The following is an 11,357-nucleotide window of genomic DNA, read 5'->3' as shown; positions in this document are numbered from 1 at the left end:
CCTATGCTGCCCGGCCCGGCTCCGCCTCCTTCCCCAAGTGAGGAAGGAGGCGATGGTGATCGTTCTCGCAGCTTGTCGCATACCTGGGGACCCAAGCGATCGTCGAATCAGTTGCCCCTGACGCTCGAATCCGCGACGGCCGAGAATAGTGCACTGCGGGCGAAAATCCAGCAGTCGCCTTGCACATTGCGTCCGTCACCTTCCGTCGAAAGGTTCAGAAGTGAGGTTCCTCATCACCCGCTATGAGAAGGGCGCCGACACCCCGGATTCGGTCGTGGACGTCGTCGCCATGAGTTTGGACGACGTGTCCGAACTGCTGGGCATCCCGCCGGCCCGATTCACCGATGTGTATCCGCTGAAGGGTTCACACGCGGACGCGCTCCGGCGGCTGATAGGCATCGGCCTTGACCTGGACCACTACGAATATTTCATCGAGGCCGAGGCCGACTGACCAGAATGCGAAGTACGAAGGCCGGTGCCGCCCTGGCTGGGCGGCACCGGCCTTCGCCGTCGAACCTTGCGGGCCGTACCGGCCGCCCGGCCTACTTCACGTCGATGACATCCCCGACCGCATTGATAGGCGCAGTCGTAGCCGACCCCGCGAACGCGAACCGGTAGGTACCGTCGACCGTCGCCTTGACCGTCGTCTTGAGGGCACCGGCCGCGCCCGCCTTGACCGTCTTGACGGTGGTGAAGGCGGTGGCGCCCTTCTTCTTGAACTGGAGGGTCACCGGGGCGTTGACGTAGCCCGTGTACTTGCCGGTGTCCCAGTTGGCGCGGGTCAGCGTGCCCTTGACCGTGATGGTCGCGCCCTTGCTGACCGGCTCCGGGGTGGCGTCCGTGTTGAGCTTCGAGTGGAACTTGACCTGGGTGGTGCCGAGGCCGTTCTGGATCTTGACGTCGTCGGCGTCCGTGATGGCGATGGCGCCCACCTTCCACGTACGGGCGTCGGTGTTGCGGAGGTTGGCCTCGTCGCCACCCGCGTGCAGGTCGATGAAGCCCTTGCAGCTGGCGGTGGTGGACGAGGTGGCCGTGCAGGTGCCCGGCTCGTCGCCGATCAGGCGGACGCTGTCCACGTTGAGGCCGGCGCCGACGTAGAGGGCCGGACCGGTGAGGAGCTTGTCCGAGCTGATGTCCAGCCCGGCGGCGTGCTTGAAGGTGTACGTCACCGGCACGGAGGTCGTGGCCGCCGCGCGGGCGACGATCGGCTTGCCGTTGTTGATCGTCACCTTGGTGAAGGTGACGTCGGGCGCCGCGGCGGCGTGCGCGGCGGGCACGGCAAGGGCGGAAAGGGCCAGGGCGCCGGAGACGGCGGCCACGGTGGCACGTATGCGCATGCGTTTCCCCAAGTGGAGAAAGGGGTCCGGCGGTGGCCGTCCGTACGGAATCCATCCGTCACGGATCGTGGTCGCACCCGGACCCAATGATCTTGGAGTCTGTTGACTCGCCCGCTCAGATCCGTGACGGATGGGAATGGTTGTACGGAAGTTGCGGAAGTTTGCGGAGAGCATGCAAATTTTGAGCCCGCTTTGCCCTCCCGTCCCTCCTCACCTCAGTCGAACCACCGATCCCGCGCCAGCTCCGTAGTCCGCGAAGGATCCTCCAGCAGCGCCGCCACCTCGAACCGCCGCGGCCACTGCCCCGCCGCCCAGGCGAGCCCCGCCGCGACGCCCTCCACCGTCGAGGCGTGCACCAGCCCGTCCCGGGTCCGGCGCCAGTCCAGTTCGACCCCGTCCACGACAAGCTCCTCGTGCTCGACGTACGTCGCCGGTGTCCCCGGGCCCAGCAGGACCCGTACCGACTCCGGTACGTCGTGCTCCGCGCCCTCCGACGTCACCTCGCCCGTCACCGACTCGCTGAGCCGCCGTACCTGGAACAGTTCCGCCAGTTCGGCCGCCCGCGCCGGGCGTACGGGGAGCAGCGGGACGCCCGCTGTGAAGGGCAGCAGGTCGGGTGAGTCGACGACGACCGCGTCGGCCGCGTCCACCACCTCCACGTGACCGTCGACCACCGCCCGCAAGTCGTCCGGCAGCGTGACCTGTTCGGGGTCGAGGTCGGCCAACGCCCCGTAGAGGGCGTGCAGTTGGACCCCGCTCACCTCACGGTCGGGGTCCGCGAGGCGGTCCAGCAGCTCGGCCGCGCCGCCCGGCTCGTCGAGGAGGGCTGCCACCGACGTCCGTACGCCCAGCGCCCGCAGCACCTGCTCGTCGTCGAAGCCGGTGGCGTCGGCCTCCTCGTACAGGCCCCGGAGGAGCGGGTCGCCGCCGGCTGCCAGGAGACCGGCGGGACGCCTCCCGTCCAGCACCGGGTTTCCGCGCAACCACCAAGCCGTGTACGGGCGTACGAGTTCGTGCGTGCCGTCGGGCAGCAGGACGCGGACCGGCTGGACGATCGCGTCCCGCAGCGGCGGCCGGGCCAGCAGGGCCAGGGCCTGGGGCCAGCGGTCCTCGTCCACCAGGTCCAGGTCCCGTACTGCGACCAGTTCCGTGGCGACCGGCGGCACCGGGGAGTCCGGGAAGCGGTCGAGGATGTCCTCGCTCCAGACGTCCACGGCGTCCAGCAGACCGGCGTCGTCGGGTTCGGCGAAGTCGCTGTCCCTGGGTTCCAGTTCGTCCGGGTCGAGGACCACGTCGGTGGCGCGGACCAACGCGAAGTTCGCCAGGACACCGCAGGCGGCCAGCGGCTGCTCGCCCCATCGGTCCGCCAACTCTCCGTCCACCGACGCCAGTTCGCCCTCCCTGATCACCTCGGCGAACGGGCTGCCGGGCAGCACCAGTTCACCGGCGGGGGCCAGTTCGCCGTCCTCGTCGGGGAGGGCGAGGGCGCCCAGCCAGGGCTCGTCGCCGGGTTCGAGGCCCGCGTCCCGGACGAGGGCCAGGACCGTGTCGGCCAACTCCTCGGCGTCCGGGGCGTCTTCGTCGTCCCACGCCATCGCGGCGGCGTCCTCGTCGAGGGAGGCGGCGACGGCGGCCCGTACCTGCGGAGTCGTGAGGACGGCTCGCGGGGTGGCCGGGAGGGCGCCCAGCTTCTCCAGCAGGGGGTGCGCGGCGTCCGGGTGGGCGACCTTGAGACCGAGCCGGGCGAGCGTCTCGGGGGCGGCGGCCCCCTGCCCCTCACCACCAGCAGCCCCGTGCGTCTCCCCGCCGATGGGCAGCAGGACCTGCCGGGGGCCGATCGTCGTACGCCCGTCGGCCAGCGGTACCGGCAGCCCGGTCAGCCGGTCGGGGTCGACGCCCGCCAGGCTGTCGTACAGCCGGTGCCACCACTCGGGTGCCTTCTCCAGGCCCGCGAGCCGGTCCACGGCGTCGGTCAGCGGGACCCGGGCCACGCCCAACGTCCGCAGCTCCACCCGGCGTTCGAGCCCGCCGGGCAGCAGCGTCGGCAGCACCTCGGCGAGGACGCGGACCGTCTCCGCCCCGGCGCCCTCGACGACCTCGGCGTCGCGGGGGCGGAGTGCGGAGGGCAGCTCCTCGTCGTCGCCCGGGTCAAGTGCGGGCGGCAGGAAGGCGGTTCGCGGCAGCCTTTCGAGGATCGCGTGCCGCAGCTGCCCGTCCAGCTCGCCCTTGCCGAGCGAACCGGGCACGAGCGCGATGACGCCCTCGCTCACCGGGCGCCAGTCGGCGAGGAGTTCGGCGTACGCGTCGGCGGCACGCTGGACCAGGAAGTCGGTGAGCGGGCCCGGCGCGGCATGCCGGCGGGCGGTGTCCAGCGGCAGCGAGGCGATGAGCAGCGCCGGTACGCCCAGCGGTTCGTCGCTCGGTGTGGGCGCGTGCACGACGGGGCTGGTCCGGGGCGGCACGGGAGCCCCGTCGGCGTCGACGGGCACGGCCCAGGTGACCGACCAGTGCGGACGCAGCCGCTCCTCGACCGGCCGCCCGGCCAACAGGGCGGCTTCCAGGGGCCCGTGGGCGGAGACGGTACGCCAGCGGCTCGTACCGTCCCGGGAGTCCTCGACGAGGGTGAGGGCACCGTCGAGCAGCCGCCGCAAGGTACGCGGAGCCTGCTCCCCCACCTCGATGACGACCTCTTCGAGCCCAGGCAGCGTCAGGAGCAGCGCATCGTCCACACCGCTCAGCAGCCGCTCGGCGAGAGCCTCGGCGGCGGTGTCGCGCAGCGGGAGGATGACGGCGGTGTCGTACGGGTCCGGGGCGGTGCCCTCGGCGGCGAACGGCAGCCGGAGCAGGGGCACATGGCCGTCGCGGCGGCGGATCTCGTCACCGAGACCGGGGCTGTGCCTGGCGGTCTCGGCGGCCAGTTCGCGGGCCTCGGCGAGCGCCCACCGCACACCCCCGTGCCGCCCGACGACGGCGGGCTCGTCGCTCACGGCGAGCACGGCGGCGAACCCGACGCCGAACCGCCCGACGGCGCCAGTGCTCTCCTTGCCGTCCTGGGCCTCGCGCTTGGCGGAGGCGCGCAACGTGGAGAGGGACTCCACACCGGTGGCGTCCAGCGGGGCCCCGGTGTTGGCGGCGACGAGGACGCCCTCGCGGAGAGTCAGCCGGAGCCTGCCCGGCACGCCTGCCCTGGCCGCGGCGTCGGCGGCGTTCTGGGCCAGCTCGACGACGAGCCGGTCCCGGTACCCGCCGAGGACGAGATCCTCCTCGGCGTTGGCGTCCTCACGGAACCTGGCGGGGCTGGTGGCCCACGCGTCCAGAACCCCCCGCCGCAGGCGGGCCGTACCGAAAGGGTCCGCGCCCTCAGCTGCCGGTCGCACGAACTTGCTCACGTACGTTCACTCTCCTCATCGGCGTGAGCAAGAAGGTACCGCGCGCCGGACAGGGCCCCCGCCCACCCGAGCCCGAAACAGGCGCCCCTTGCCATTCCCTCCGGATCACGCCCGGGGCGGCGCGGATCCATGAATCCGGTGCCTGTACCCGCAACCGGACACCGGGCACCCGACGTCACGTACCAGATACCAGGTACCAGTTGTCAGGTAGCTGTCACTCAGGGGGGTTTTCGTGTTCGTGCTGTCCATCCTGCTGCTCATAGCGGCAGTCGTGCTCTTCTTCGTCGGCCGCAGCCAGGACGCCGGGGGCTGGAAGATCGGGGCGGCGCTCAGCGCCGTCGCCGCCGTGCTGGCCGGGATCTTCGCGTGCGTCCATGTCGTGCGCGCCTACGAGGTCGGGGTACCCGTGACCTTCGGGAAGATCGGGAAGCCGCTGAACTCCGGCATCCAGTTCAAGTCCCCGTTCACCGACGTCACCTCCTTCTCGACGCGTCCCGTGGACCTCAACTTCTATGGCAAGGACGTGGTCGAGGTCCGCTCCTCGCAGGGCGGAGTGCTGTACGCGGAATTCACCATCAAGTGGTCCGTCGTACCCGCCAAGGCGGTCGAGCTGTACCGGCTCGCGGGCAGTGAGGAGGCCGTCGAGGAGCGGCTGGTGGTACCGGACAGCCGCGAGATCATCCGTAACGTCTTCGCGAAGCACACCAGCGAGGAGGGCTACGCCTCCGCCCGCGAGCAGATCGGCTCCGAGGTCGCCGCCCTCGTCAAGGAGCGACTGGCACCGCGCGGGATCGACATCACGATCGTCAATCTGCGCAATGTGAAGCCGTCGGACAAGCTGCAGGAGCAGATCGACAAGAAGATCCAGCAGGAGCAGGACACCGAGCGGGCCGTCGAGGCGGCGCGTACGGCCAAGGCGGAGGCCGAGCGCAAGCGGATCGAGGCGGAGGGCATCGCCCGCGCCAACGAGATCCTCGCGAAGTCGCTGAGCGACAAGGTGCTGTACAACCAGTGCCTGGAGGCCTACAAGGAAGCCGCCAAGTACAACGCGGTGTACGCGGTGCCGTGCGGCACGGACGCGAACGGGACGCCGGTCATCGTGGACAGCACCAAGAAATAGCCCGTACCCGTCGCACGCGGGCACCGGCAGAGCCGTACGAGTGCCGAGCCGTACGAGAGAAGTACCCAGGCCCAGCTGAGTACTTGCGCTCTGTCCGGTCCCCGCGCGGGCCGGGATTCTTGGGGCATGCGACAACGAGAAGTCCTCCGCCGGCTGTCCGCCGCCCTCCTGCTGGCCCTGGTCTCATCGGCGATGTGGGCCGCCTGGCTGGGCTGGGACCAGCAACGTGATGTGCACGCCGACGGTTCGACGACCGGACCGTACGCGGCCTGGCAGGTGATCGGCCTGGTGCTGACCCTGCTGGCGCCGGTGTACTGGGCCGCGTCCCGCCGCCACTTCGCCGCCCTGCCCGGCGTCACGGCCGGTCTGACCGCCGCCGCCTTCTACGACTGGTCGGACGACAGCAGCGGCCTCTACGTGATCGGCGTGGGAATGATCATGCTGGGCAGCCTGGCGGCGATCACCGCCGTCGCCGCCGTGATCACCGCCCTGAAGCAGGGCCACCGACCGCCGCCCCCGGCGACCGCGCCCCTAGGGGTGTAGGCCCCTGCCCCTAGGGGCGCAGGCCCCTAGGAGTGCCCCAGCTCCGCCACTGCCGCGTCCGCGTCCGCCCCGCCCACCGACACCGAGCCGGAGTCGGCGGCGGGCCGCAGCGGGAACGGGTCCACGATCGTCTCGTCGATCACGTGCGGCGGCGGGACCGGCGGCTTCGGCATGATCGCCGCCTCCGAGTGGCCCCCGCAGCCGTACGCCAGGGACACCACACGCCCGTCCGCCGGAGCGAACTCGTTCGTGCACACGCCGAACGCCTGTCCGAGCGAACCGCCGATCGCCACCAGGAACCCGCAGCTCACACAGGTCGCGGGCGCGGCCTGGGCCATCGGGGTCGCGGGGCCGTAGGCGTCCTCCCAGCGGTCGGCGGCGCTGTGGAGGCCGTAGCGGGACAGGACACGCGCCCGGCGCATGCCCAGCTCCTCCGCCACCGCCGCGATCGAACCGCGCGCCGGTACGACCGTGAAGTCGGCCGGTGAGCCCGCCGTGATGTCCGCGTCCTCGGCGTCCGCCAGATCCGCGGCCAGCGCCACCGAATCCGACCCGGACCCCGAGCCCAGCACGGAGTTCGGCAGGGGCTCGTCCTCGCCCGAGTAGCCCGGCTCCAGGCGCAGATCCTCCGCGTCCGTCGGCAGCAGGTCCCCGGGGCCCATGTCGCCGGGGCGCAGGCGCTCGCTCCACGGCACCCACTCCGGGGCCTGGAGGGCGTCGGGGCCGGGGAGCAGGACCACCTCGTCCAGCGTGACCAGCTTGGCCCGGGACGCCCGGGCGACCGTCACCGCCCAGCGCCAGCCCCGGTAGCCGAACTCCTTGCACTCGAAGAAGTGCGTGACGACACGGTCCCCTTCGGAGACCAGGCCGGAGTGTTCGCCCACCACGCCTGGTGCCGCCGCCTCCTCCGCCGCTGAAAGGGCGAGGTCGACAGCCTCGGCGCACAGGCGGTCGGGGGTGCGGCTTCGCGTTGTCGCTGCGCTCACAGGTATCGCTTCTCTCCTACGCCGTCTCACGAGTGCGCCCGTCCCGACGGGGTGCGAACGGTTGCGAACGGAGCGGACCGGAGGACCGCGTCGACGTTCGCGCCCGATCGCGCTCGGGCGCACCTACGTCATCCATTCTGCGGGATGGCCGAGAGGCGCGCGGCCGAGAACAACCGCCACTGCGCGCTACGCACGCTACCTTCTCCAGCGCCCGGGGCCCACACCGACGGGACGGTTCGCGACGACCGACATCCAACTGTGCCAACTCCGCCCCCTCTACGGCCCCGTTCCGACGCGCCTCTCCCGCCACTCTTCCCAGCCCCCGATGGCCGGAAAACACCCCGCCCGACGCCCCTTCCCCCTCCCCTCCCCCACCCCACTCGGCCCCATACGTACGGTATACGCGCGGTAACGGCACTAGGTACGGCCTTCTCGGGGCACTATTGCGGGGTGGCGAGCGAGAGGTCGCCCCACGGCGCCACCGGGATCGGTGGGGTCCAGGGGAGCAACCGGCGTGGCGTACGGGACCGGGTGAACGGGTCCGTGCGCTCGGTCGGCCGCGCCCTGCACTTCCCGGTGACCGGCACCGCGCGCGGTATCCGCAAGGCGACGCACGCGCACGGGGCGGGCGAGTCGGGCCTCGGCAAGCTCATCGAACTGCACGCGGTGAACGGCGCGGGCGACGTCATGATCACCATCGCCCTCGCCTCCACCGTCTTCTTCTCCGTCCCGACCGACGAGGCACGCGGGCGCGTGGCCATCTATCTCGGCATCACGATGGCGCCCTTCACCCTCCTCGCCCCCGTGATCGGCCCCCTCCTCGACCGCCTCCCGCACGGCCGCCGCGCCGCGATGGCCGGCGCGATGCTCGCCCGCGCCCTCCTCGCCCTGCTCCTGGCGGGCGCGGTCGCCACCGGCAGCATCGAGCTGTACCCGGCCGCACTGGGCGTCCTGGTCGCCTCGAAGGCGTACGGCGTCGTCCGCAGCGCGGTCGTCCCGCGCCTCCTCCCACCCCGCTTCTCCCTGGTCAAGGCCAATTCCCGGGTCACGCTAAGCGGCCTGCTGGCCACCGGCATCGCCGCGCCCATCGGCGCCGGCCTCCAGGCCCTCGGCCCACGCTGGCCGCTCTACGGCGCCTTCGTGATCTTCATCGCCGGTACGTTCCTGTCCTTCACGCTCCCGTCCAAGGTGGACTCGGCGAAGGGCGAGGACACGGCCCTGCTGGCCGCCGACCCGGACCATCTGCACGGCCCGCACCTGCACCCCGTAAAACGCCCGGGCCTGCGCACGGTCGGTACGGCCGTCACGCACGCCCTCGCCGCCAACGCCGCCCTGCGCTGCCTCTCCGGCTTCCTCACCTTCTTCCTCGCCTTCCTGCTGCGCGAGCATCCGCTGACCGGCGAGAGCGCCGCCTGGTCGCTCGGCATGGTCGCCGTCGCGGCGGGCGTCGGCAACGCGCTCGGTACGGCGGTCGGAGCGGCCGTGAAGCAACGCGCGCCCGAGCTGATCGTGGTGACGGTCGTCGCCGTGGTCCTCGGCGCTTCGATCGTCGCCGCGATCTTCTTCGGCGCCGCCCTGGTGGCCTGCCTCGCCGCGGTCGCCGGGTTCTGCCAGGCCCTCGCCAAGCTGTCCCTGGACGCGCTGATCCAGCGGGACGTGCCCGAGCTGGTCCGCTCCTCCGCGTTCGCCCGCTCGGAGACGATGCTCCAGATGGCCTGGGTGCTCGGCGGCGCGGTCGGCATCGCGCTGCCGCTGGTCGGCGAGCTGGGGCTCGGGGTGGCCGCCGCGATCGTCGCCACGGGCTGGCTGACCACGGCCAAGGGCCTGATCGGCTCGGCCCGCCACGGCGGCCGGGCCCACCCCCGCGTCGCCTGACCGTGAGGAGGGGCCGGTCCACCCGCCCGGGTACGGCACGCCGTACCCACGACCCACGTGACAGCCGCGCCCCGGGTGCCCGATAGCCTTCGGCCATGACCTCGTTGCGTTCCGCTTCCACTGCGCGCCGTCGCCGCGCTGTTGCCGCCGTCGGCGCCGTTGGTGCCGGACTGCTCGTCCTGTCCGCCTGCGACAAGCCGACGCCGATCTCCACGGTCACCGTCGGCCGTGCCTCGGTGAACTCGGAGGCCTCCTGCTACGACGACGGCAAGGAGCTGAAGACCGCCGACGTGGCCGCGTGCCTCAAGGACACGGACATCAAGAGCATCAAGGTGGACCCGGACGAGACGGTTCGCTTCGGCGTCGACCCGGAGATCGCCGACAAGGGCTGGACGATCCTGCTGAACGGCCAGCCGCTGACCGACTCCAGCACCAAGACGTACCGCACGATCCCGGGCAGCGTCTTCTTCAACGCCCAGTACGGCGCCCAGGGAAACTCGACGCTCGTCTCCATCAAGGAGGGCGAGAACGAGGTCAACGGCCTGTGGTCGTTCCGCCTGAAGAAGGACTCCTGACCACGTCGGGCGTACGAGTCCTGATCGCCACCGCGGTATCCGTCGAACGGGACGCGGTGGCACAGGCATTCGAGGGCTCGGCGGGCATCGAGGTCCTCGCCGTGGGAGTGGGCCCTGCGGCCTCCGCCGCCGCCACCGCGACCGCCCTCACCACGGCCGCCCTCGGCGGCACCCCGTACGACCTGGTCGTCTCGGCGGGCATCGCGGGCGGTTTCCAGCCGGAGGCCCCGGTCGGCTCGCTGGTCGTCGCCGACGAGATCACCGTCGCGGACCTGGGCGCGGAGACCCCGGAGGGCTTCGCCCCGGTCACCGCGCTCGGCTTCGGCACCGTCACCCACACCCCGCCGAAATCACTCGTACGAGATGTCACGACCGCGACGGGCGCCCGCACCGGCACGATCCTGACCGTCTCCACGGTCACCGGCAGCACCGAACGCGCCGCCGACCTCCGCACCCGCCACCCCCGCGCCCTGGCCGAGGCGATGGAGGGCTTCGGCGTCGCGGAGGCCGCCGCGGCGCACGGAGTGCCGGTACTGGAGATCAGGGCGGTGTCGAACCCGGTGGGCCCCCGGGACCGGGCGGCCTGGCGCATCGGCGAGGCACTACAGGCCCTGACTGCGGCGTTCGGGAAGCTGACCCCGGTACTGGAGAGTTGGAACCGACATGAGCACCCCGGAAACTGAACGCCGACTGCGAATCGCGTACTCCCCCTGCCCGAACGACACCTTCGTCTTCGACGCCTGGGCTCACGGCCGCGTACCGGACGCGCCCGCGCTGGACGTGACCTTCGCGGACATCGACATCACCAACGGCATGGCCGAGCGCGGCGAGTTCGACGTACTGAAGGTGTCGTACGCCGTCCTGCCGTACGTCCTCGACGAGTACGCGCTGCTGCCCTGCGGAGGCGCGCTGGGCCGGGGCTGCGGCCCGCTGGTACTGACGCGGGAGCCGGACGTCGACCTGACGGGCCGCACGGTCGCGGTCCCGAGCGAGCGGTCGACGGCGTACCTGCTGTTCCGCCTGTGGGCGGCGGACACGATCCCCGGCGGAGTCGGACGGGTGGTCGTGATGCCGTTCCACGAGATCATGCCGGCCGTGCGGGACGGCCGGGTCGACGCAGGCCTGGTCATCCACGAGGCCCGCTTCACGTACCAGAACTACGGCCTGCACAAGCTCGCGGACATGGGCGAGCACTGGGAGTCGACGACCGGCCTCCCGATCCCGCTGGGCGCGATCATCGCCAAGCGCTCGCTGGGCGCCGCGAAACTGGAGCAGCTGGCCCAGGCAGCCCGCACCTCCGTACAGGCCGCCTGGGACGACCCGGAGGCCTCCAGGCCCTACGTCCTGGAACACGCCCAGGAGATGGACCCGAAGGTCGCCGACCAGCACATCGGCCTGTACGTCAACGAGTTCACCGCCGACCTCGGCGAGGACGGCTACGCGGCGGTACGGGGTCTGCTGACCCGCGCGGCGGCGGAGGGGCTGGTGCCGCCCCTCCGGCCGGACGCGCTCGACTTCCCCTAGGAAACCCC

10 protein-coding genes are annotated in these 11,357 nt (G+C 71.7%); 7 read left to right on the top strand and 3 right to left on the bottom strand.

All coding sequences use genetic code 11. The features are described from left to right. Positions 1-220: 220 nt before the first annotated feature. Positions 221-451, top strand: a complete 231-nt coding sequence (locus CW359_RS39945; RefSeq protein ID WP_105975150.1) for a DUF7683 domain-containing protein — start codon at positions 221-223, stop codon at positions 449-451. 91 nt (positions 452-542) lie between these two features. On the opposite strand, the gene CW359_RS39940 is transcribed toward CW359_RS39945, so the two are convergent. Together CW359_RS39940 and CW359_RS39935 are read right to left on the bottom strand one after the other, a co-directional pair. After that, positions 543-1,337, bottom strand: coding sequence for a hypothetical protein (locus CW359_RS39940; protein ID WP_105975149.1), 795 nt, complete (start codon positions 1,335-1,337; stop codon positions 543-545). 215 nt (positions 1,338-1,552) lie between these two features. After that, positions 1,553-4,726 (bottom strand): sacsin N-terminal ATP-binding-like domain-containing protein, encoded by a 3,174-nt coding sequence (locus tag CW359_RS39935; protein ID WP_105975148.1) that lies wholly within the window; start codon positions 4,724-4,726, stop codon positions 1,553-1,555. Positions 4,727-4,958: 232 nt separating this feature from the next. Between CW359_RS39935 and CW359_RS39930 the strand changes: the two genes are divergently transcribed. Continuing rightward, positions 4,959-5,846, top strand: a complete 888-nt coding sequence (locus tag CW359_RS39930; protein ID WP_105975147.1) for a prohibitin family protein — start codon at positions 4,959-4,961, stop codon at positions 5,844-5,846. 126 nt (positions 5,847-5,972) lie between these two features. After that, entirely contained in the window at positions 5,973-6,389 is a 417-nt protein-coding gene (locus tag CW359_RS39925; RefSeq protein WP_105975146.1) for a hypothetical protein, read from the top strand. Between the two features lie 26 nt (positions 6,390-6,415). Here the strand turns inward: CW359_RS39925 and CW359_RS39920 are convergent, their stop codons facing one another. Continuing rightward, positions 6,416-7,375, bottom strand: coding sequence for a DUF3027 domain-containing protein (locus tag CW359_RS39920; RefSeq protein WP_105975145.1), 960 nt, complete (start codon positions 7,373-7,375; stop codon positions 6,416-6,418). Positions 7,376-7,825: 450 nt separating this feature from the next. Here CW359_RS39920 and CW359_RS39915 point away from each other — a divergent pair, with 450 nt between their 5' ends. The 4 genes from CW359_RS39915 to CW359_RS39900 all read left to right on the top strand — a co-directional run bounded on the left by CW359_RS39915 (position 7,826) and on the right by CW359_RS39900 (position 11,349). Further along, a complete protein-coding gene (locus CW359_RS39915) occupies positions 7,826-9,250 on the top strand; it encodes an MFS transporter (protein WP_198655560.1) in 1,425 nt (474 codons plus the stop codon). A 95-nt stretch (positions 9,251-9,345) separates the two neighbouring features. Continuing rightward, complete coding sequence (locus CW359_RS39910) at positions 9,346-9,825, top strand: DUF2771 domain-containing protein (protein WP_105975143.1); 480 nt, start codon at positions 9,346-9,348, stop codon at positions 9,823-9,825. Then, entirely contained in the window at positions 9,795-10,508 is a 714-nt protein-coding gene (locus CW359_RS39905) for a futalosine hydrolase (protein ID WP_105975142.1), read from the top strand. Before CW359_RS39910 ends, CW359_RS39905 begins: the two co-directional genes overlap by 31 nt. Continuing rightward, positions 10,489-11,349, top strand: coding sequence for a 1,4-dihydroxy-6-naphtoate synthase (locus tag CW359_RS39900; RefSeq protein ID WP_105975141.1), 861 nt, complete (start codon positions 10,489-10,491; stop codon positions 11,347-11,349). Before CW359_RS39905 ends, CW359_RS39900 begins: the two co-directional genes overlap by 20 nt. Positions 11,350-11,357: the final 8 nt, after the last annotated feature.

It is taken from the genome of Streptomyces geranii (assembly GCF_002954775.1).
GTDB classification, from domain to species: Bacteria; Actinomycetota; Actinomycetes; order Streptomycetales; family Streptomycetaceae; genus Streptomyces; species Streptomyces geranii.
The sequence above is the reverse complement of the archived record's forward strand: the minus strand, read 5'-3'. Positions and strand labels throughout refer to the sequence as shown.